This is a genomic window from Pseudoalteromonas sp. SWXJZ10B, from assembly GCF_015864475.1.
GTDB lineage: Bacteria > Pseudomonadota > Gammaproteobacteria > Enterobacterales > Alteromonadaceae > Pseudoalteromonas > Pseudoalteromonas arctica.
This window is the reverse complement of sequence record NZ_JADYXD010000007.1, coordinates 1-20,755: the sequence shown is the minus strand read 5'-3', so window position 1 is coordinate 20,755 and position 20,755 is coordinate 1. Positions and strand designations below refer to the sequence as shown.

Genomic DNA, 20,755 nt, shown 5'->3' with positions numbered 1-20,755 from the left:
GCTTTTTAGTGTGGGTTATTTACTCTTCAACGAATGCCTCGCCTTGTGTCATCCACTTAGCAACCGGTTTGCCTTTTAAGTAATGATCAAAGTACTGCATCATACGCACTGAAAAATCGACCTGATTAGGAAACTTTTTCAAGTGGTGTGGTTCACCCTCGTATTGTAAAAATGTAGCATCTTTTCCTGCACGGCGCAGAGCTAAGTAGTACTGCACGCTCTCATGCCAAGGTACTGCATCGTCTTTGTCGCCAGACATTATTAAGATAGGCGTATTAACTTTGTCTGCAAAAAATACTGGTGAGTTTTCTATGTACAGCTCTGGTGCTTCAAATAAGTTTTTGCCAATACGGCTTTGCCCTGTTTCGTATTGAAATTGACGAGCAAGGCCTGACTTTAAACGTATGCCACTGTAAGCACTGGTCATGTTTGATACTGGAGCGCCAGATACAACCGCTTTAAACATATCTGTTTGGGTTATCATAAACGCACTTTGATAACCTGCCCAAGAGTGACCTTGTAAGCCTATTTTATCTGGGTCGGCTATGCCTAAATCTATTAATTTTTGGGTGGCGTTTATCATGGTTTGCGTTGACGATTTACCCGGGTGACCTATTTCAAAACGAATATCAGGTAAAAATACCGCATAACCGTTTGAGGTAAACATAGGGAAGTTAGGGCGATGGTTTAATTCCATTTTTGGAAAATCAAACATACGCTGGCTCATGTAACGGTAAAAATACACAACCACAGGCACTTTATCGCCTTTTTTATATCCCGCAGGTTTTATTAGGACGCCTTGTAAATCTTCGCCGTCAAAGCCTTTATAGCTTATTAGTTCTGGCTTTTCGCCCCATGCAAAATTACTAATTTGTGGGTTTAGGGTGGTCACTTGTTTTGGTGAACTAAAGCTAAAATCTGTTTGGTAGTAATCAGGAAATTGGCTATAAGTTTGCGAGGAAAATAAGTACTTGTCAGCCTTTTTGGCTTTTTTAACCATATCAAAGCGTTTATTACCGCTAAGCACCTTAGTTAGTGTGTTAGTGGTTAAGTCGAGCTTTGCAACTTCGCTTTGTTTAGTTTGTAAGTTAATAGCAGAGACAAGTAATGTATCGCCTTTTTTAAAGCCCACTTGGGTTTTATCAAGCTTAATAACACGGTACTGCGTATTGCTTTGCTTACCATTAGTTAGGCGTTTAGCTTGCTTAGTTTTTACATCAAACGCCCAAATATCGTATTTACTATAAGCAAGCACTTGGCTGCTATCGGTCATCCAACCTGCAAAACCATAACCAGGTTGAGTAGATGGGTAGTCGTGTTTATCATCAGCAAAGGTTGCCTGAATCGCTTTTGTAAGCGGTGTTACTTTATTATTTTTTAAATCTTTTAACTGTATTTGGCTGTCGTTAAAATAAGCCGCAAACTCACCATTAGGTGCAAGGCTCGGTTTAAACGGGTAGTTACTAATAATTGGAGTTTGTTTACCGGTGTTTATATTTACTGCAAAGTAATCAGCAAAAAAACCGCCGTACATTTTTTTTTCTAGGTAGGGGATGTTAGATGAGCCAAGTAAAGACACATCTCGCTGAGGGTTTAGTGCAACCTCAGGCATGTTTGGTGTACTAAGTTGCGCAACTTTTTGCGAGTTAACGTGATACACCGCACTGTAATGGCGATTTTTATTAACTTCGTTCCATTGCTGCTCTTCACGTGGTTTTATTTGCGCATCGTTGTTGTGCCATACATTAAGACCTTTGTGTTCACGAATGGTGTCAAAATCGTATAGTGAGGCTTCGTCGGTATATTCTTTGGCTTTTACTTTAGCTGCTAATTTTGGATGGTTTTCAAAATATAAGCGCTCGCCATTTTCTGACCATTTAAGGGATGCTGTTTTACCTAGGGTCCATGTTTTATCAGGTGAGGCTATTGTTGAAAGTTTATCGTTTTTATATAGCTGTAAACTGTAGCTTCGACGGCGCGTGTCATCATTTACATAGTTACCCAATGTAAACGCTGCAATATTGTCAGTTGGGTGCCACGCTATTTTATTTGCGATTACGCCTGGTTCATCAATTAATACGCTGCAATTAAAGTCACTTAGCTCAATTAACGCTATTTGATTGTTATTACCATCGCTGTAACTTTGACTCACTAATAGCTGGCTGTTAGCTGAGTTAACAGCATAGCTAAATACGTTTTCTATTGTATGGGTGCGTTTATCAGATAAATTTACGATAACAAGCTCATAGCTCTTATCTTTTTTATCGGGCGTGATAGCGTTATCTACTTCGTTTTTAGTGCTATCGGTTTTATCTTCTACTTTTGCGTCATCGTCTTTTTTATTTAAACTATAAGCAAGCCACATACCGTCATCAGATAATGTGTAATCTTTTACATCAGCAAAGCTTTGTTGGGCACCTGATTGTGTGTTTACGAGTACCAGATTGTTTTTAAGTGTGTCTTTTTTTTTGGTTGTTTCTTTTTCAAGTAATGTAGGTACTTGTGTAAAAGCGACCCAGTTAGCGGCTTTATTAATATGAGGTTTAGTGCCGCGCTCTACTTCTGCGATGAGAGTATTGCTTTGTAGTGAGTAAACTTGGCCAGTTGCATTTCCACGATACGGCGTTGCACTAAAAGTGAGTACTTGACCATTGTCAGATAGTTGCGTGCTTTTAGCTGATTTAAAACTAAAAACGTCTTTAAATTGTAGCGATTCTTTGGCGTGTATGCCGGTGCTAGTTAAGCTGGCAACGAGTGCCGTGCTTAATAAGGTGAGTTTTGTTTTCATTATTGATTCTCGTATTATGACATTGTTTCATTGTAACGAGTTTGGCTCACAATTCGAGCGGATCAGATAAATGGCAGCTACATACGACAAAACGACCCGTAGGTCGTTTTTTGGTATTTAATTTATTAATTTAGCAAACATTACAGCCAAATTTTTTGTAGCTCAAGCCATTGTTTTTCAAATTGAACACTTGGCTTTGCTTTAAAGTCGCTACGTACAAACTGATTCATTTTGCCTTCAACGTAGGCAAGTAAAAAGTTTGCAAGTGTAAGCTCATCACTTTGAAAGTTTTTACCTTCACGTAATTTACGCTCACGAAGTACTTGTTTAAACTGAGTTTCTAGTTTTTCAAACAAGCTTTGTACCCGCTCGCGTAAACGTTCCTGCTCACCTTGCAGAGCATCGCCAGTTAAAATACGAGTAATGCCTGGATTTTTTTCAGCAAAGGTTAGAAGTAATAATAGAATGTTATAAATGCGCGTTTGGCTTTCTTTTTCGTTTTCAATAATAATATTTATACGAGATAAAAGGGTATCTTCAATAAACTCAATTAAGCCCTCAAACATACGCGCTTTGCTCGGAAAATGACGGTATAGCGCGGCTTCAGACACACCCACCTCAGCAGCTAGTTTTGCTGTGGTGATACGTTGTCCTAAATTAGTTTCTAACATTTGTGCGAGTGCTTGCAGTATTTGCTCTTTGCGATTACTTCTTTTTGTCGCAGGCATGAACATTCCTTTTTATTAGTTATTCTTAGTGGCGCAGTTAAGAACCCTAGTCATTTTTTGTTCAAATGATTGGCGTATGTTAATGTTTTATTCAGTTTGTTTCCAGCCTTTTATAGATGTTTAGCCAGCTGTTCGATCACCTTGCGAGCTATTTCTATTTTACTTATTGTTGGTAATTCTAGTTGTTCATTATGCCAGTACAGTGTTAAAGCATTATGATCGGAATTAAACCCTAAGCCACTTTTTGATACGTCATTAGCGCAAATCATATCTAGATTTTTATTTTGTAGTTTACCTTTAGCATAGCTTTCTACATTTTGAGTTTCGGCGGCAAACCCCACAGTATAAGGACGGTTTTGTTTAAGGTTGGCAATAGCTGCAATTACGTCAGGGTTTTTAGTTAAAGTAAGGGTCAGTTCGTCGCCTTGTTTTTTCATTTTTTGAGTCGCAATGTTTGCAGCTCGATAATCTGCTACAGCAGCGCAGCCAATAAATGCATCTGATTGTGGTGCATAGGTAAGTGACTCAGTTAATAACTGCTCTGCACTTTCTATATTAATAAGGTTTACGCCAGTAGGGGCTTTAATGTTTACAGGGCCTGAAATTAAATTAACCTCTGCACCGAGTTGCAAAGCGGCTTCTGCCAGTGCATAACCCATTTTTCCAGAGCTGTGATTTGATATAAAACGTACCGGGTCGAGAGGCTCTCGCGTTGGGCCTGCCGTTATTGTAATTGTTTTTCCTGCAAGTAATAGCGGTTGCTCTTTTGCTATACATAGCGCAACTAGCTCATGTGGCTCTAACATGCGTCCAGCGCCTACATCGCCACACGCTTGCTCACCTTTACCTGGGCCCCAAATAAGTACGTTACGTGCTTTTAATGTGGCCAAATTAGCTTGTGTAGCTGCGTGTGCATACATTTGCTGGTTCATTGCTGGTGCAACGGCTACTTTTGCAGGCGTTGCTAGCAGTAACGTTGTTAGTAGGTCGTCAGCAATGCCGGCTGCCATTTTAGCAATAATATTACACGTCGCTGGAGCAACTAAAATTAAGTCAGCCCATTTTGCAAATTCAATATGCCCCATTGAAGCTTCAGCAGAAGGGTCTAGTAATGAGTCAGAGACTGTTTCTCCACTAACGGCTTGCATGGTCAGTGGTGTAATAAAGTGTTTAGCTGATTCAGTCATAACTACTTTTACTTCACAACCAGAGTCTTTTAATCGCCTAACGAGTTCTGCACATTTATAAGCTGCAATACCGCCGGTAATACCTAGTACAATTTTTTTGTTTGTTAAGTTAGTCATGGATGTTCATCAGTTTTTATTAAATATTGGGCTTAAAATAACAAATCTTTACCCATACAGCGAAGTTTTTTAATTCGAAATAACAGGCTAAATTTCAAATTTGCATTACATTTATAAGACACTTTCGCCTCTCAAGGATGAATAATGCAACTTACTTCACTACCAAACTCACTGCGACCTCGTGAAAAATTGATCGCGAAAGGGGCTAAGGCGCTCAGCGATGCAGAGCTTCTTGCCATATTTTTACGAACAGGGTTACCGGGAATGAATGTTATTGAGTTGGCTCAGCATTTATTAAACGAGAATAAAACACTGCATAATTTGTTTAATGCCAGTATTGAAGAGTTTTGCTCTCAAAAGGGGTTAGGGACTGCTAAATATGTACAGCTACAAGCTGTGTTAGAGCTAAGCCAGCGTTATATGCAGGAGCGTTGCCAACGAGACGCGGTATTTAATTCACCCAATTCAGTTTACGATTACCTAACAATTCAAATGCGAGGCTTGCAGCAAGAAGTATTTATGGTGTTATACCTAGATAGCCAAAATAGATTAGTAAAAGACGAGATACTTTTTTATGGCACTATTAATTCTGCCAGTGTGTATCCGCGTGAAGTGGTAAAAGCAGCGCTTAAAAATAACGCAGCCGCTGTTATTTTTGCACATAATCACCCAAGTGGTATTGCAGAACCGAGCCAAGCAGACAAACTTATTACTAATAAATTGCAGCAAGCACTGCAATTGGTCGACATAAGTGTGCTCGATCACATCATTGTGGGCGGAGAAACGTGTGTTTCGTTTGCCGAGCGAGGCCTGATTTAGCTTTGTTAGATACAGAAGTGTGTTAAAAATGAGCTGTTTAACGTGTTTTGGCAAATTAGTTTAATTTAAATGCAGTTTTTACTTTCCCTAAGGGCATTCGATCTTTATAATTAGCCGCTATCAAATTTACATATATGAGCTGATTGGATAGATCAGTGTTTGATCTTTGCCTGTAAAAGCTGTATAAAGAGCGCCCTTCGATTTATCTCTAGGGCGGAAATACACGGCCTTAGATTAAATTAAGCTCGAGCGAAGTTATTGGAGATATATAGACATGTCTAAAGTATGTCAAGTTACAGGTAAGCGTCCTGCGGTTGGTAATCACCGTTCACACGCGAGAAACGCGACTAGACGTCGTTTCCTACCTAACCTACAAACACACCGTTTTTGGGTTGAAAGTGAAAAACGTTTTGTAACATTACGCACTACTACTAAAGGTATGCGTATTATCGATAAAAAAGGCATCGACACGGTTCTTACAGAAATCCGTGCTCGCGGCGTTAAAGTTTAAGGATCTGAATCATGCGCGATAAAATCCGTTTAGTTTCAACTGCCGGTACTGGTTTTTTCTACACTACTGACAAAAACAAACGTAACATGCCTGAGAAGATGGAAATCAAAAAGTTTGATCCAAAGATTCGTAAACATGTTCTTTTTAAAGAAGCTAAAATTAAGTAATTTTAGTTCTTTTAGAATTTAAAAACCCAGCTTAGGCTGGGTTTTTTGTTTTTAAAAATATGATTAGTGAATTGATATAAAAAAACCTCGTTGGCATAACCAACAAGGCTTTTAAATCAATAAATGAAAACACAATTATATTTTTGTGAATGCATCTTGTAGTGGTGGTACTACTTGCTTTTTACGGCTCAGTACACCATCTAACCATACTTTATCATTCTCTGGTTTTACACCGTAAGCCTGCTCAACTAAGTTTGCATCGTCAGATACAATTAGCATTTCTGAGCCTTCTTTCATTATATCGGTAAGCAGTAAAAATACCGAGTGGCGGTTGCCCTCAACTTTTAGCTTAGCAATATCGGCTGCAAGGTCTGTTTTAATATCGTCAAAAACAGCAAGGTCGATTACTTCTAGTTGGCCAATGCCTACCAGGTTACCGTTCATGTTGAAATCTTTAAAGTCACGCATTACTAAATCACGTGCTGGTGTGTCTTCTACCGCAGATTTAACACGGAACATATCCATACCCAGTTCTTTAAAGTCTTCTACGCCTGCAATTTCAGCTAGCGCTTCAACACATTTAATATCGGCAGTGGTACATGTTGGTGATTTAAATATGACTGTGTCGCTTAAAATTGCACACATCATAATACCCGCGATGTCTTTAGGGATTTCTACGCTGTAGAAGTCGTACATCATTTTAATAATGGTGTTTGAACAACCAACAGGACGAATCCAACATTCAAGCGGGGTAGATGATGTTAAGTCACCTAATTTGTGGTGATCTACCACGCCAACAACGCGAGCTTGGTCGATATCATCGGGTGCTTGTGTTTTTTCTGTGTGATCTACAATATACACATCTTCACCCGCGTAGCTTAATTTAAGCTCTGGTGCTTCGAAGCCAAATTTATCAAGGATAAATTGAGTTTCAGGTGAAATTTCACCAAGACGAGTTGGAATTGCAGGCTCATCGATTTGGTTTTTTAAATAAGCCAGTGCAATTGCACCACAAATAGAATCTGAATCTGGGATTTTATGGCCCACTACATACATAGACATTGACGGAACTCCTTTAAATTTGCCGATATTCTAACAAAGTCTGCGGCCTTTAACATATAGACAGCGCAATTAAGTTTTAGTTACACTTTAAAATCTTGAATTTACTAGGTGTATTAATATGCGACTGGGCCGTAAAGGTTGGAACAACGTTATAATATTTTCGATGTTGATTATGATCTTCTTCTTAAATGGCTGGCATAAGCAACTTTTGGGAGGGGAGGATAAACCAACATTACAAGCCGTACTCCCCCAGCAAAGTTTTGTACTGACACTGCAATTTGTTGATCAAAAAATTGAGCGAATAGGAACAAGCTGGCGTACAACCCCACTACAAAAAGACATACCGCTTGTGTGGCAAGCATCTGAGCAGCAACTTAGTGATTTAATTAACCAATGGCAAAGCGCGCAGTTAATGGGTGTTAACGAATCTGTTGTTTTTAATCCTAATGCACCTTTATATGTTGCTACATTTGAGTTGGCTGGCGAGAGTTTACCTTGGGTTTATTTGCTTTATAAAGGCGATGGGCAATATTACTTACTCGAAAAGAGTAGCCAACGAATACTCGCACTCGATTTAAAAACTGCACAGCAGTTATTTCCTAGTTTTGATTTTTCACAAAGTGAGTCTAATTAATGCCTGAATTACCAGAGGTAGAAGTGAGCCGAATGGGCATCACTCCCCACGTACAAAACCAAGTTGTTACAAAGGTAAATATTTACAATGCCAGTATGCGCTGGCCAGTGCCAGATGACGTGTATCAACTTGAAGGGCTAATTGTTACTAGTATTGAACGACGAGCTAAATACTTACTTTTACACTGTGAACTTGGGAGCACTATTTTACATTTGGGTATGTCAGGTAATTTACGTGTTGTAGATAAAAGTGAGCCGCTTAAAAAGCATGACCACGTAGAGTTTATTTTTGGTAACTGTAAAGCACTGCGCTTAAATGATTCTCGTCGCTTTGGTTGCTGCTTATGGCAAGAGCCAGGTGAAGTGCATAAACTACTCTCTAAGCTTGGTCCTGAGCCGCTTACCGATGACTTTTTTGCTAAACGCGTGTACGAACAGTCGCGCAATAAAAAAGTACCCGTAAAGCAATTTATTATGGATAACGCAGTGGTGGTTGGTGTTGGTAATATTTACGCGAATGAATCGTTATTTAAAGCGGGTATACATCCAAAGCGAGAAGCGGGAAAAGTATCGCTCAAACGTTATCAAGCACTTATCCCTATTATAAAAGACACGCTTGCTGCGGCCATTATGCAAGGCGGTACAACGCTTAAAGACTTTGCACAAAGTGATGGTAAGCCAGGGTATTTTGCTCAAGAGTTATTAGTATATGGGCGCAAAGGCAAGCCATGTATGACGTGTGAAAACGAATTGGAAGAAATTAGATTGGGGCAGCGCAGTACTATTTTTTGCTCAAATTGCCAAAAGTAGTTATCTAGTTATTTTAATTTTATCGATTCTAAATTTAATGATATTTAAGGGCCAGCTTTAAAAGCTGGCCCTTTATTTTAAAGCTCGAACGGTGCTACACCGACCGCTTTCATTTTATATCCTACCTGCGCTATTTCGCCCGACCATGTTTCAGTACTTATTATTCCAGTTACAACAATTGCGTCGTATAGGCTATCTATTGGTACTCCACCTTTAATTGTTACATGGACTATTTGATTTGGCGGTGGTGGTGGTACGTGTATACAGGCGCCAAAATAAGGGACGAGTAAAAACTCGGTAATGACTTCGCTATCGCCCTCAAGCGGTACAACAAAGCCGGGTAAGCTTACCGATTGCCCATCAAGTGCTTTTACTACTGGTGCATCTAAATCGGGTTGCACCCAGTTTTGATCACTACCTTCGTGATTAGCTTGTGCTTGAGTGTCTATTTGCACGTGGTTTTTAGGGATTAAGTCTTCCCAAAAAATTTCTTTTGGTGGATTAGCATAACTCGCTACACTTATAAATAATAAGCCAATAGCAGCAATGTACTGAAAAGCTGTTTTAAAAAATGTCATAAAATCCCTAAAAATTATGCTTTTATACTCATACCATCGCTGAGTGAATAAAAATAAGCGCGAGTAGCGGGTATTAAGCCAATAATAAAACCGGCTGCCATAATAACGCCGATTAAGCCCAGTTCATAGTAAGAGAGTATTGTGATATTTACGCTTATACCGGCATGGCTTTGTAAGTAACCGCCGGCTGAAAAAATAACTAAATAGTAAAGCACACTACCTACTAGGCAACCAAGTAAAGTGGTCAGTAGTGACTCAATACTTATAAGTGTAAATAAATGCCAAGGGCGAGCGCCTACCGAACGTAATATAGCAAGTTCGCGACGACGCTGACTTAAATTTGCAAGCAATGTCGTTAGCATGCCAAGTAGGCTTACTAACACGACAACAGCTGAGAATAGTAACAGTATCTTTTCTACTATGGCGAGCATTTCCCATAACTCTTTAAGTGTTACGGTTGGCATAATGCCAAGCAGGGCTTCTGGCTTATATTGATTTATATTGCGCCTAATTTGTAGTGTGTACAAAGGCGAATTAAATCCCATTAAAAATGCTGTAATTTGTTTAGGATGCCCAACTAGGTTGTTATGTTCGTCATGCTCAAGGCTCGCTTTACCGCCGTGAATTAAATCGATTGCAGCCAAAGGGATATGCAGCGTTTTATCAACAGGCGTGCCAGTAGGGTTTAAAATACCGACGACTTTAAATGGGTTATCGTCATGATGATGAAAGCTGGTGTTCCCCATACCGTGCGATATAACAATAGAGTCGTTAAGTTTATAACCTAATTTATTTGCAACTTCACTACCTAGCACCACTTCGTTAATTGCAGCAAAAGGGTGGCCTTTGTTAAAGGTTAAATTTTGTTTTTTTGCAAAGCGATAATGGCTAAAGTAATCAAGTGTTGTGCCTAGTACCGCTTGGCCTTTATGGCTGTCGCCTAGGCTTATAGGTATGCTCCATTTTACGCCTCGCTGACTTGTTATGTATTCATAACTTTTCCAGCTTACGCCGTTATTAGTATGGCCGATTCTAAATACTGACGAAAGCAGCAACTGTATGTCGCCGGTACGTGCACCAACAATTAAATCAGTGCCCGAAATAGTATTACTAAAACTACTTTTAGCATCAATTCGTACACGTTCAATACTTAAAAGTAGCGTTACACTAATTGCGATAGTAAATAATGTAAGCAGTACACTTGCGCGGCGGTTTAATAAGCTTTTGTAAGCAAGTTTAGCGAGAATCATACTTGTTCCTGCAAGCTTATAAGGTCAATGGAGCGGTCAAATAAAGGCTTTAGTGTTTCATCGTGGCTCACAAATACCAGCGTACTATTAGATAACTTTGCCTGCTCAAACAGTAACTTTATAAAGCTTTCACGGTTATTTGTATCGAGTGCAGATGTGGGCTCATCAGCAATTATTAATTCAGGGCTGCCTATAAATGCGCGAGCTGCAGCAACGCGCTGTTGCTGTCCAATACTCAATGTCGCTACATCTTTATGGTGATACTGCTCAGTAAGGCCTAAAGCATTTAATAACCGCATCGCTTCTTTTTGTAAGGCAGAGTTTTTATTTGATGATTTCTTTAATATTTTTTGTTTTCGGCTTTTTGAAAACTCACACCCAAGCGTTATATTTTCAATAGGGGTTAAATAAGGAAGCAGGTTAAAGTTTTGAAAAATGTAGCCAATGTGATCCGCTCTAAAAATATCACGGGTAGTATTGCTTAATGTAGTTAGGTTTTGGTCTAAAATTGATACCTCACCGCTGGTGGCTGTATTAATGCCAGCAAGAATCGCTAACAATGTCGATTTACCTGAGCCACTAGGACCGTGTAAAAAAATATGCTCACCTTTTTCTATAACTAACTCTTTTATGTTGAGCGTGGGTGAGCTATCGCTTTTATGCCACTTAAAAGTTACGTTTTTTAGGTTGATCATTACTTTATTTTACCATTTCCAATAATTGAGGTTTCTGCGCGTTTTAAATTGCCTAATAATATTAAATGGCTTAGGTTTTAGTTTATCTTCACTTAATAAAAACTCATTTGTTGCAGCAACTACGCGTTCACTCGACTGCCCATCAGTATATGGATGAAGCTCTTGGCAATAGTTTTCAATGTTTTTCATAAGTGTTTTAGGGTACGTGAAAGCCTGCTCTAAGGCTTCTTCAACTTTATTAGGGTCTGTTACATTAAGTAGGTGTTCCTCAGGAGCATTATTACAAAAGGTGACCACAGGTTTTCGTTGGACTAAAAACATTAAAAGTACTGATGATGTATCGCATAACATAACATCGGCTGATTTTAATAAAGGGACTACGTCGTCGGTCTCAATAAACGTTAAATTTTGATTGCTTAATGCCTTATATTTGTTCACCAATTCAGTTGGCATTTTTGGATGAAATTGCATTAAAATTCGCCATTTCCCGGTTTCACTAAAATGTTTTATTTGCTCATATAGCTTTGGAGCAAGCGATAGTCGCTTTGAAAATGTAGAGCAGATTAATAAGGTTGGTCGGGTGTCTGATTTATTTGTATAAGGCGTTTCGGTGATGCCATCAAATAATCGGTCAAGAGGAGGCCAGCCAGTTTCTGTTACCTTGAAATAGCCTAGTTTTCTTTGTAAGGCTTTAAATGGGATTGTTGTATTTGGGCCTTGCGTACAATACAGGTCGAAACAACCTCTAGCTTTAAGGTGATCGTTATTCCCTTTTTTATCTAGCTTACCTGCATCAAAGCCATGAAACACACCTACTTTGATACCAGGGAAAAAAGTGGGTATTAAATTAGCCGGTGCAAACGTTGCATCGGGTTTCCATTCGTGAATATCTTCTATTGTATTAAGCCGTTTTTCTTCTTTTTTTAAAAAATTAGGATTGACTGCCAAACCTTGTAAAAACCAGCGCACTTCACCACCATTAGCTAATATTGCAGCCTGAATAGGCCTCAAAATAGCATATGAATAATTTTGAGAAATATACATCAAGTATTTTTTATTTTTAGTGGCAGTTAAGTAGTTCAAGCTATCTCCTCAGGCTGGTTGGCACATTAAGTTTACCCCATTGCGACTCGCTTATAAATATATGCCTTTATTTGTTTTAAGCATCCGATTGAGCTTTGAGGTTGGCTAGATTATTATACAGCCCATATAACCCCATACCATACTTTGCTCAAAGAGCATCCCTAACCCCGGAGATAGCATGACTAGCTATAAAGTTTTAGACGTAAACGATGATTTACCCATTCGTACCAAAGGTGAAGTACACAGCGGTAAAGTTCGTTCAGTTTATTGGTTAACTGATGAAGACAGCGCACGATTAATTAAAGACAAAGGCTACCAAGTACCGACAGGTACTGAGCTTGCGATTATGGTTATTTCAGACCGAATTTCTGCATTTGATTGCATTTGGCAAGGCGAAAATGGTTTAAATGGCGTACCAGGTAAAGGTATAGCGTTAAACTCAGTGGCAGCCCATTGGTTTAAGTTATTTGATAAGGCAGGCCTTGCGGGGAATCATATTGTTGATATTCCGCATCCGTATGTGTGGATTGTACGCAAAGCCAGTACAGTAAAAGTAGAGGCAATTGCTCGCCAATATATTACGGGTAGCATGTGGCGCGATTACGCCAAAGGCATACGTAACTTTTGTGGTATTGACTTGCCAGAGGATTTAAAAGCGAACCAAAAGCTTGATAACGTTTTAATTACGCCATCAACAAAAGGTATTATTGAAGGCGTTGCCGATATTCCGGCCGTTGATGATGTAAATATTACTCGCGCTAACATTACTAATAACTTAGATGTATTTAACTTTAAATCGGCAGATGATGTAACAAAATACGAAAAACTGTTAGTTGAAGGTTTTAAATTAATTAGTGATGAACTTGCTAAGCTTGACCAGATTTTTGTAGATACAAAATTTGAGTTTGGTTATGTAGAGGATTTAAATGGCGCACAGCAACTTATTTATATTGATGAAGTAGGCACGCCAGATTCATCGCGTATTTGGGATGAAGCTGCATACAAAAACGGTAAAATTGTTGAAAACTCTAAAGAAGGCTTTCGCCAATTACTTATTAATAATGTGCCAGAGAGCGACGTATTATTAAATAAAGATCGCATGAGTGAGCGTGAGCAGTTAGCAAAAGATTATATTTTACCTGAATCAGTAATGCTTGAAGTGTCAAATACCTATGTTGGCATAGCGAGTAAAATTGTAGGTAAAGATATTGTGATCCCTGAGAATCCTCGCCAAGAAGTAATTACTATTTTAGATAACGATTACGGATTAATTGTTAAATAGCAGCACTTAAGTGCTAACAAAGCCAGTAACTAAGTCTTTATTTTTAGTTACTGGGCTATAATTCTTGCAATTAGTGCTCGTCTCTAATTAACTTAACCTAACATTAATATTTAGGTGTTGTTATGTTTGAGCGGGCATTGCAAAAATTTGTAAAAAGCAGTTACTTTTTAGCTATAGGTTTGTTTTTTAGTCAGTTTGCTTTAAGTGCTAATATTGAATTAGTAATAGAAGATCAACACGGCCAAAAGTTATCAGGTGCAGTGGTTGAGCTTAATATTGCTGACAAACAAGCCACACCATCAAATTTGCCCATTGCTATAATGGATCAAGTCCATAAGCAGTTTTTACCCGAATTATTAGTTGTACAACAGGGTCAAAAAGTTAACTTTCCTAACAGCGATAATATTCGCCATCATGTTTATTCTTTTTCACAAGCTAAGCCTTTTCAACTAAGATTATATTCAGGGCAACCAAAAGAGCCCATTACGTTTGAGCAACAAGGGGTTGTTGTTTTAGGGTGTAATATTCATGACTCTATGGTTGGCTATATCTATGTAGCTAGTAGTGAATCCGTATATAAAACAGATAAAAAAGGCTATGTTAGTTTGCCTATTAATACGCTGCCTGCACAAGTGAGTGTGTGGCACCCTTTACAAACAGCGCCATTGGAGAATAAAAAAATGATAACAATTAGTTCTCAAAAACAGTTACAGATAACAGTAAACACATCGACCCCAGCACCTAGAAATACCTTTGGTAGTAAGTTTAAGGCTGGTAATGACTAATAGTTTACGAAATCGCATAACCATTTTATGTGTTGGCTTAGTGTTATTAACCACTATGGTCAGCTTGTTTAGTTTTTGGTGGTCTACGAGTAAGTTTCAAGAAGAAAAAGTAAATCAAGACATTACCGTAGCGCAAAATGTTTATAAGCAATATTTAAAATCAAAAGAAAGCCTACTACTAACCGCAGCAAAAGTACTCACCTCCGACTTTGGTTTTAAGCAAGCTGTAGCAACGCGGGATGCCGGGACAATAAGCAGTGTGCTGTTTAATCATAGCCAACGTATTGATGCCGAATTAATGCTGCTACTTGATTTATCGGGTAGGCTAATTTCCGCCAATACTAACGAAGACGCTTTTGCACATAACTTAAAGCCGTTAATGGAAGAGCTTTTAAGTGCGCCAGAAGAGTCTAGTTTTGTGGTGCTAAATAACGAGCTTTACCAAATTATTTTATTACCCGTAAGAGCGCCACGTACAGTGGCCTATAGTTTGGTGGGTTTTAAAATTGATGACAATGTAGCCCATGAACTAAAAAGCTTAACAGGCATGGATGTGAGCTTTATAGGTAGCGCTGACGATATTGTTATTAGTTCATTAGCTAATCGCCCTGAGCAATTTGAACCTGTTAGCTATTTTAGTACCGTAACCACATCGCGTTTTTTTGGTGAGTATTTGGTGTATCGTAACCGAGATATAGATTTACCATCGTTGTTGACCCATCCTATAATTATTTTACTGAGCGCCGATTTAACACAAAGTTATAGTGACTTCGAAAAACTTCTTTTTACACTTATTATTTTAGCTATTTTAACTATGTTTGTAGGTGTTATTACGAGCAGCATATTTGCAAATAACTTAACTACGCCACTTACTCAACTAGCTGTAATAGCAAGGCAATTTGCACAAGGTAATTATGCTTTTGAATTTAAAGGGCGAAGGCAAAGTACCGAAATAGACACGCTAGTCGCAGCGTTTGATAGCATGGGTAATGATATTAATCAGCGCGAGCAACAAATTAGCTTTCAAGCCAGACACGACTCCCTAACAGGCTTTTATAACCGCTCAGCCATGCTTGAGGTGCTTGATGAAGAGTTAGATTCATCAGCCGAGTACACGCTCGTTGCAATAGACATCAAAGGTCTTCGCCATATAAACGATAAGCTCGGTCCGCGCATTGGTGATGACTGCCTAAAGGCGGTTGCTTGCAGGATAAGTGAGTTTTCGGATGAGTTAGGGGGCTTTCATGCTCGTATTGGCGGCGATGAGTTTTTAACTGTGTTTCCGACTGCGGCAGCGCGCGAACACAAAAGCGGTATTGTTGGCTTAATGGCACAATTACAAGCGTGCTACACCATTCAAAAACTAAAAATTAACTTACGCTTTAGTGCGGGCATTGTGCAGTATCCTACGCAAGGAATTGCAAGTGATGACTTAATGCGCCGCGTGCTAATTGCTGTTGAAAGTGCTGCAAACACACAAGAGAGCATACATTATTATCAAAATGGTGAAGACGAGGCGCACTTAGAGCGCTTAATAATGCTTGATGAATTAAAGCAGGCTATTAGTGATGATGATGGTCAGTTATTTATGACCTATCAGCCAAAATTACACATGAAAACGCAAAAAATAGATAAAGTTGAGTCGCTTATTCGCTGGCAGCGAAAAGATGGTAGCTGGGTTAATCCTGAACTGTTTATTGACTTGGCTGAGCAGTCGGGCCTTATTGTTGAACTTACAGGGTGGGTTGTTAATACGGTTGTAGCACAAGTAGCTGATTGGCAGTTTAAAAATATAAACTTACAGGCTGCAATAAATGTATCTGCGCAAGATATAGCATTTCCGGGCTTTCATGCTGCATTAGTTCGTACGCTTAAAAAGTACAAAGTAGACCCTAAGCTGATCACTATTGAGCTTACTGAGCGCGATATGATCGAAAACGAAGAAAAAGGTATTAAAGCGCTCGAAAACCTAAAGGCAATTGGCGTTAAAATATCATTAGATGATTATGGTGTAGGGCAAACATCACTTGGTCGATTAAAAATGTTACCGATTGATGAGCTTAAGCTAGATAAGTGCTTTATCCTAAAACTTGATGAATCGCAAAAAGATCAATTTATAGTGCAATCATCAATTACGTTGGGGCATCAGCTAGGTTTCTCGGTTGTAGCTGAGGGGGTTGAAACACTTGGCTCATTAAATTTACTTAGAGGTATGCAGTGCGACCATGCACAAGGCTATTACTTAAGTAGGCCTTTAAAAGCAGAACTATTAGAAGAATGGCTGGAGGAATACTATGAAAAAAATTAAATACTTATTAGCAAGTTTGTTTTTAATAATTAGTGTACCGAGCATTGCAAGCAATGGAAAACTGCTAGCTACGCCGGGAGTTTCTCAAATTGAAGGCAGTGGCGGCGGTGGTATTGTACCGTGGGCACAACTTGCTGGGTACGCAAGTGATGATGAATTTTCGGTAAATGGCTTTTGTAGCCGCGCAGATGTAACCGACTACACACTTGACGTATGTGGTGCACAACTTAATTTATTTAATCGTGTTGAGCTTAGTTATGCCCAACAGCGCTTTGATGTACCAGCACTTGATGCTGAAATAGAGCAATCAATTACAGGTGCTAAAATACGTTTATATGGTGATATTGTTTACAGTGATTGGCCACAACTTAGCTTAGGTATTCAGCATAAATCACTGGATGATGGCAGTATTGCAACGCTTGTAGGCGCAGAAGATACCAGCGGCACTGACTACTACCTTGCTGCTAGTAAATTACATTTAGGGGCTATTGCTGGTTATAACTGGTTTTGGAACGTAACTACACGATACAGCGAAGCTAATCAACTTGGTTTGCTTGGCTACGGTGGAGAAAATGGTAGTGGTAAAGTGCTATTTGAAGGCAGCACAGCTATATTTTTTAGTCGTGAAGTAGCCGTAGGTGTTGAGTATCGTCAAAAATCAAATAACTTAAACTTAGGCGAACAAGATTGGAAAGACTTATTTGTAGCATGGATGCCTAATAAGCACGTAAGTGTGACAGCGGCTTACCTTGATTTAGGAAGCATTGCAGGGGCTGACGATCAAACAGGTTGGTATTTATCGGTAACAGGGTATTGGTAATGAAAAGCGTTAGTATTTTTTTGATTTGTTTAGGGTTGCTTAGTGGGTGCGCGAACTCTACTAAGCTCTCACTTTATCAAAAGCTGGATGGTAAAGCGGGGATAGGCAGAATTATTGATAGCTTTATCTATCAAATAGGTAATGACGAGCAGATAATTCATTACTTTGAACACAGTAATATAGCGTACTTTCGCCAAGGGTTTATTACTCATATGTGCATGTTAGTAGAAGGCCCATGTACATACGATGGCGACTCTATGGTGGCTATTCATACTGGTATGCATATTACAGAGAAAGATTTTAATCATGTTGTTGATTTGCTTATAAATGCAATGAATGAGCAAAATATTAGCCATAGCTTACAAAACGATATTCTTTCTAGAATGGCGCCACTTCGTAGTGAAATTATAAAAATGTAATCACTTTGTTTTTGTTATGCTCCTTTCAAGGTAGAATATAAAGAAAAAATAATAGTGATCCTATATGAATATAATTTTTGATACACAAAGCCTTTACTATCTCCCTCAGTATATCCCTGTATATAAAGAATTATGTAGAAATGGCATCAAAAGTAAATTTGTATTTTATAAAAATAGCCATGAACATTTAATTCAGCGTGTTATAGATGACTATGACTTAGAGCACATCTGGGTTAACGAACAACAACAATCAATTGCTTATTACGAAAATGAAAAAGCTGATTGGGTTTTTTTTGCTAACTCTTTTTGTTACCTAGACCGCTTACATAAAGTATCTAAAAGCGCTCAGCTCGGACATGGAATAGGCCCTAAATCAAGTTACTATACTAAGTCTAGTCAAGCAATGACAGTTAGGTTTGTTGAAGGTCAGTACAGACTAAACCGTTTAAAATCAATGTATCCAAATGATGAATTTGTTGATGTAGGCTTTTGCAAATTAGACCCTATTTTCAATAAGGAAAAAATTGATGGCACGTTAGAATTAACTAACTTTGATAATAAAAAACAAACTATTTTATACGCTCCTACATTTTATCCAAGCAGCTTAGAGTTATTTCCTGAAAATTGGCCGGAACATTTTGGCGATTACAACATCTTAATAAAACCTCATTACTTTTCTATTAGTAAAGAGCGTTACAAAAAACACGTGAAATTGCTAGATCATTGGTCAACGTATCCCAATGTATATTTAGCAAAAGTAGAAGATTATTCGTTAGTGCCTTTTTTAGATAAAGCAGATTTATTGATTAGTGATGCATCATCAGCTTTATTTGAATTTGCTCTGTTAAACAAGCCGGTCATTTGGTGCGATTTTTTGAAGTTGCGTTGGGGATACAAAGGAATATTTTCATATCGTTTTAAAAAGCGAATGGATCAAGATTATGGTGAGTATGCGAATGTTGCTATACACGCCAAAAAATATAAAAACCTTAAAAAGTTAGTTGAACAACAACTGGCTGAACCAGAAAGCTTAGCTAATATTAGATTGTCTTTATCAGAAAAGTTAGCGGGTAAAATGGACGGTAAAGCAAGTAACAGAATTGTTCAATATTTAATAAAAAATAAATAACTATTACAAAAGTATTTGGATGTAATCGAACTACTAAAAGGATTTATAAACTCTAAATTATAATTGGGCTTTAGAAATGAAAAAAATTGGATATACAACGGGTGTTTTTGACTTATTCCACATAGGTCATTTAAATATTCTGAAAAGAGCCAAATTAGAGTGTGATTACTTAATTGTGGGTATTACTACCGATGAGTTAAGCAAGTCAGCTAAAAATAAAGAGCCAGTGATTCCTTTTCAGGAGCGTATGGAAATAGTTGAAGCAATAAAATTTGTTGATGAAGTTGTTCCCCAGGTTAACTATGACAAAGAAGAAGCCTGGAACAACTTAAAATTTGATAAAATGTTCGTGGGTGATGATTGGAAGGGCACCGATAAGTGGAACCAAATAGAAGCTGACTTTAAAAAGTTTAATGTTGAAATATGTTATTTCTCTTATACCTCTCATACATCTAGTACGAAATTAAGAAACGTATTAGACAAAATATGTAGTGCTAAATAATTAATGAAAAACCTAATTAGCTGTCAGCAATTACACGAGCAACTTAATAATCCTGCATTAGTGATATTTGATGCAGGTATGCTGCGCCCAGGTGTTTTGGGTACTTATTCGCCGCAAGCAATGCTGCCTAACGCTAAACGTTTTGACATAAAAAACGAATTGGCCGATAGATCAAATCCCTTACCAAGTATGGTATGCAGCGAGCAGCAGTTTACCCACATGATGCAAAATGCAGGTGTAAATAACGACTCGTTTATAGTTGTATACGAAGATGGCGGTTTATTTAGCGCAGCAAGAGCGTGGTGGATGTTTAAAGCTATGGGGCATCACAATGTTAAAGTACTCAGTGGTGGCCTTAAAAAGTGGTTAGAGAGCGATTACGCCACACAACAAGGTTATAGCAAAGCGTCAGGTAAAGGTGATTTTACGGCAAACTATAACTCTGCGTATTTTATTAATAGCCAACAAGTGGTTGACGTAATCGATGAGCCCAGCACTGCATTGCTAGATGCACGTGCTTATAAGCGTTTTACAGGCGAAGAAAGTGAACCCCGAAAAGGTATGCGTAGCGGGCATATCCCAAATAGTCGCTCGTTACCTTTTATGAATTTACTCAATAAAGGTGAAGCAAAACCACTTACTGAAATTAAAGCGATATTTAATGACGTGGTTGATGATGCGCAGCAGCTACAATTTAGCTGTGGCTCAGGTATTACAGCCTGTGTTTTAGCGTGATTTGCTACCGAGTGTGGTTACAGTAATTTAAGCGTTTATGATGGTTCGTGGAGTGAGTGGGGCGCAAGTGATTCATTGCCCATCGCCACGGGAGAAAAGTAGACGTGTTGGATATGTAAAGCTTGCTCACGTTAAAAGCGCAGCGTCTCTAAACCTCTTTGTGAATAACAGTATTTAAAAATATTACTCACAAGGAGAAGTGAAAGAGAAGAAAATGAGAAGGTAAAACTAATGCTTACTCTAAAAGCGCAGCGCCTCTAAACCTCTTTGCCCCCTGTGTCAGGATAGTTGTCGCCTCTAACTTTTAATAGAGGCAGATAAAATGAGACGTCGATTTACACCAGAAT

General features: G+C 38.5%; 20 protein-coding genes and 1 pseudogene. 13 read left to right on the top strand and 8 right to left on the bottom strand.

What is annotated here, in order from left to right:
• Positions 1 to 19: 19 nt before the first annotated feature.
• From I6F54_RS08445 to coaBC, 3 genes are all read right to left on the bottom strand, one after another.
• On the bottom strand, positions 20 to 2,788 hold the full coding sequence (locus tag I6F54_RS08445) for a S9 family peptidase (RefSeq protein ID WP_197140823.1): 2,769 nt from the start codon (positions 2,786 to 2,788) through the stop codon (positions 20 to 22).
• Positions 2,789 to 2,928: 140 nt separating this feature from the next.
• Positions 2,929 to 3,516: a nucleoid occlusion factor SlmA gene (gene slmA, locus I6F54_RS08440; RefSeq protein WP_007581932.1), complete on the bottom strand. Its 588-nt coding sequence runs from the start codon at positions 3,514 to 3,516 to the stop codon at positions 2,929 to 2,931.
• Between the two features lie 110 nt (positions 3,517 to 3,626).
• Positions 3,627 to 4,820, bottom strand: a complete 1,194-nt coding sequence (gene coaBC / locus I6F54_RS08435; RefSeq protein WP_197140819.1) for a bifunctional phosphopantothenoylcysteine decarboxylase/phosphopantothenate--cysteine ligase CoaBC — start codon at positions 4,818 to 4,820, stop codon at positions 3,627 to 3,629.
• A gap of 144 nt (positions 4,821 to 4,964) precedes the next feature.
• Here coaBC and radC point away from each other — a divergent pair, with 144 nt between their 5' ends.
• The 3 genes from radC (at position 4,965) to rpmG (ending at position 6,317) form a co-directional block, all read left to right on the top strand.
• Positions 4,965 to 5,639 (top strand): RadC family protein, encoded by a 675-nt coding sequence (gene radC / locus I6F54_RS08430; protein ID WP_024598926.1) that lies wholly within the window; start codon positions 4,965 to 4,967, stop codon positions 5,637 to 5,639.
• 274 nt (positions 5,640 to 5,913) lie between these two features.
• Positions 5,914 to 6,150, top strand: coding sequence for a 50S ribosomal protein L28 (rpmB, locus tag I6F54_RS08425; RefSeq protein WP_004335549.1), 237 nt, complete (start codon positions 5,914 to 5,916; stop codon positions 6,148 to 6,150).
• Positions 6,151 to 6,161: 11 nt separating this feature from the next.
• A complete protein-coding gene (rpmG, locus tag I6F54_RS08420; RefSeq protein ID WP_004335545.1) occupies positions 6,162 to 6,317 on the top strand; it encodes a 50S ribosomal protein L33 in 156 nt (51 codons plus the stop codon).
• A 135-nt stretch (positions 6,318 to 6,452) separates the two neighbouring features.
• Here rpmG and I6F54_RS08415 read toward each other — a convergent pair whose 3' ends face one another.
• Positions 6,453 to 7,379 (bottom strand): manganese-dependent inorganic pyrophosphatase, encoded by a 927-nt coding sequence (locus I6F54_RS08415; protein WP_024607080.1) that lies wholly within the window; start codon positions 7,377 to 7,379, stop codon positions 6,453 to 6,455.
• 118 nt (positions 7,380 to 7,497) lie between these two features.
• On the opposite strand from I6F54_RS08415, the gene I6F54_RS08410 reads away from it, so the two are divergent.
• Together I6F54_RS08410 and mutM are read left to right on the top strand one after the other, a co-directional pair.
• Positions 7,498 to 8,013 carry a hypothetical protein gene (locus I6F54_RS08410; RefSeq protein ID WP_007581940.1) on the top strand — a complete coding sequence of 172 codons (516 nt, stop codon included), beginning with the start codon at positions 7,498 to 7,500 and terminating at the stop codon, positions 8,011 to 8,013.
• The gene (mutM, locus tag I6F54_RS08405) at positions 8,013 to 8,822 is read left to right on the top strand and encodes a bifunctional DNA-formamidopyrimidine glycosylase/DNA-(apurinic or apyrimidinic site) lyase (protein WP_197140815.1); all 810 of its coding nucleotides are present in this window, start codon (positions 8,013 to 8,015) and stop codon (positions 8,820 to 8,822) included. Before I6F54_RS08410 ends, mutM begins: the two co-directional genes overlap by 1 nt.
• Before the next feature lie 77 nt (positions 8,823 to 8,899).
• Here the strand turns inward: mutM and I6F54_RS08400 are convergent, their stop codons facing one another.
• Genes I6F54_RS08400 through I6F54_RS08385 form a run of 4 tightly spaced genes read right to left on the bottom strand, consistent with a single transcriptional unit; the run spans position 8,900 to position 12,428 of the window.
• Entirely contained in the window at positions 8,900 to 9,400 is a 501-nt protein-coding gene (locus I6F54_RS08400) for a DUF3299 domain-containing protein (RefSeq protein ID WP_007581943.1), read from the bottom strand.
• A 14-nt stretch (positions 9,401 to 9,414) separates the two neighbouring features.
• On the bottom strand, positions 9,415 to 10,650 hold the full coding sequence (locus I6F54_RS08395) for an ABC transporter permease (RefSeq protein WP_197140812.1): 1,236 nt from the start codon (positions 10,648 to 10,650) through the stop codon (positions 9,415 to 9,417).
• Positions 10,647 to 11,345, bottom strand: coding sequence for an ABC transporter ATP-binding protein (locus tag I6F54_RS08390; RefSeq protein WP_197140808.1), 699 nt, complete (start codon positions 11,343 to 11,345; stop codon positions 10,647 to 10,649). Before I6F54_RS08390 ends, I6F54_RS08395 begins: the two co-directional genes overlap by 4 nt.
• 9 nt (positions 11,346 to 11,354) lie before the next feature.
• Positions 11,355 to 12,428, bottom strand: a complete 1,074-nt coding sequence (locus tag I6F54_RS08385; RefSeq protein WP_197140805.1) for a CDP-glycerol glycerophosphotransferase family protein — start codon at positions 12,426 to 12,428, stop codon at positions 11,355 to 11,357.
• A 178-nt stretch (positions 12,429 to 12,606) separates the two neighbouring features.
• Between I6F54_RS08385 and I6F54_RS08380 the strand changes: the two genes are divergently transcribed.
• The 8 genes and pseudogenes from I6F54_RS08380 (at position 12,607) to I6F54_RS08345 (ending at position 20,510) form a co-directional block, all read left to right on the top strand.
• Positions 12,607 to 13,710, top strand: coding sequence for a phosphoribosylaminoimidazolesuccinocarboxamide synthase (locus tag I6F54_RS08380; protein ID WP_197140800.1), 1,104 nt, complete (start codon positions 12,607 to 12,609; stop codon positions 13,708 to 13,710).
• Positions 13,711 to 13,832: 122 nt separating this feature from the next.
• A complete protein-coding gene (locus I6F54_RS08375; protein ID WP_165727175.1) occupies positions 13,833 to 14,495 on the top strand; it encodes a methylamine utilization protein in 663 nt (220 codons plus the stop codon).
• A complete protein-coding gene (locus I6F54_RS08370) occupies positions 14,488 to 16,803 on the top strand; it encodes a bifunctional diguanylate cyclase/phosphodiesterase (RefSeq protein WP_197140797.1) in 2,316 nt (771 codons plus the stop codon). The genes I6F54_RS08375 and I6F54_RS08370 overlap by 8 nt, the downstream gene beginning before the upstream one ends.
• On the top strand, positions 16,790 to 17,623 hold the full coding sequence (locus I6F54_RS08365; protein ID WP_024606990.1) for a DUF3034 family protein: 834 nt from the start codon (positions 16,790 to 16,792) through the stop codon (positions 17,621 to 17,623). Before I6F54_RS08370 ends, I6F54_RS08365 begins: the two co-directional genes overlap by 14 nt.
• Entirely contained in the window at positions 17,623 to 18,042 is a 420-nt protein-coding gene (locus I6F54_RS08360; RefSeq protein WP_165727178.1) for a group I truncated hemoglobin, read from the top strand. The genes I6F54_RS08365 and I6F54_RS08360 overlap by 1 nt, the downstream gene beginning before the upstream one ends.
• Positions 18,043 to 18,106: 64 nt before the next feature.
• A complete protein-coding gene (locus I6F54_RS08355) occupies positions 18,107 to 19,171 on the top strand; it encodes a CDP-glycerol glycerophosphotransferase family protein (RefSeq protein WP_165727179.1) in 1,065 nt (354 codons plus the stop codon).
• Positions 19,172 to 19,247: 76 nt separating this feature from the next.
• A complete protein-coding gene (locus tag I6F54_RS08350) occupies positions 19,248 to 19,673 on the top strand; it encodes an adenylyltransferase/cytidyltransferase family protein (RefSeq protein ID WP_004335499.1) in 426 nt (141 codons plus the stop codon).
• A gap of 3 nt (positions 19,674 to 19,676) precedes the next feature.
• Positions 19,677 to 20,510, top strand: a pseudogene (locus I6F54_RS08345) (sulfurtransferase).
• The last annotated feature ends 245 nt before the right edge of the window (positions 20,511 to 20,755 follow it).

Coding starts and splice junctions, on each gene's coding strand:
- I6F54_RS08390 (WP_197140808.1), bottom strand. CDS start 11,345: ATGATCAACCTAAAAAACGTAACTTTTAAGTGGCATAAAAGCGATAGC.
- radC (WP_024598926.1), top strand. CDS start 4,965: ATGCAACTTACTTCACTACCAAACTCACTGCGACCTCGTGAAAAATTG.
- I6F54_RS08380 (WP_197140800.1), top strand. CDS start 12,607: ATGACTAGCTATAAAGTTTTAGACGTAAACGATGATTTACCCATTCGT.
- rpmG (WP_004335545.1), top strand. CDS start 6,162: ATGCGCGATAAAATCCGTTTAGTTTCAACTGCCGGTACTGGTTTTTTC.
- rpmB (WP_004335549.1), top strand. CDS start 5,914: ATGTCTAAAGTATGTCAAGTTACAGGTAAGCGTCCTGCGGTTGGTAAT.
- I6F54_RS08395 (WP_197140812.1), bottom strand. CDS start 10,650: ATGATTCTCGCTAAACTTGCTTACAAAAGCTTATTAAACCGCCGCGCA.
- I6F54_RS08400 (WP_007581943.1), bottom strand. CDS start 9,400: ATGACATTTTTTAAAACAGCTTTTCAGTACATTGCTGCTATTGGCTTA.
- coaBC (WP_197140819.1), bottom strand. CDS start 4,820: ATGACTAACTTAACAAACAAAAAAATTGTACTAGGTATTACCGGCGGT.
- I6F54_RS08370 (WP_197140797.1), top strand. CDS start 14,488: ATGACTAATAGTTTACGAAATCGCATAACCATTTTATGTGTTGGCTTA.
- I6F54_RS08415 (WP_024607080.1), bottom strand. CDS start 7,379: ATGTCTATGTATGTAGTGGGCCATAAAATCCCAGATTCAGATTCTATT.
- I6F54_RS08410 (WP_007581940.1), top strand. CDS start 7,498: ATGCGACTGGGCCGTAAAGGTTGGAACAACGTTATAATATTTTCGATG.
- mutM (WP_197140815.1), top strand. CDS start 8,013: ATGCCTGAATTACCAGAGGTAGAAGTGAGCCGAATGGGCATCACTCCC.
- slmA (WP_007581932.1), bottom strand. CDS start 3,516: ATGCCTGCGACAAAAAGAAGTAATCGCAAAGAGCAAATACTGCAAGCA.
- I6F54_RS08375 (WP_165727175.1), top strand. CDS start 13,833: ATGTTTGAGCGGGCATTGCAAAAATTTGTAAAAAGCAGTTACTTTTTA.
- I6F54_RS08360 (WP_165727178.1), top strand. CDS start 17,623: ATGAAAAGCGTTAGTATTTTTTTGATTTGTTTAGGGTTGCTTAGTGGG.
- I6F54_RS08355 (WP_165727179.1), top strand. CDS start 18,107: ATGAATATAATTTTTGATACACAAAGCCTTTACTATCTCCCTCAGTAT.
- I6F54_RS08350 (WP_004335499.1), top strand. CDS start 19,248: ATGAAAAAAATTGGATATACAACGGGTGTTTTTGACTTATTCCACATA.
- I6F54_RS08365 (WP_024606990.1), top strand. CDS start 16,790: ATGAAAAAAATTAAATACTTATTAGCAAGTTTGTTTTTAATAATTAGT.
- I6F54_RS08445 (WP_197140823.1), bottom strand. CDS start 2,788: ATGAAAACAAAACTCACCTTATTAAGCACGGCACTCGTTGCCAGCTTA.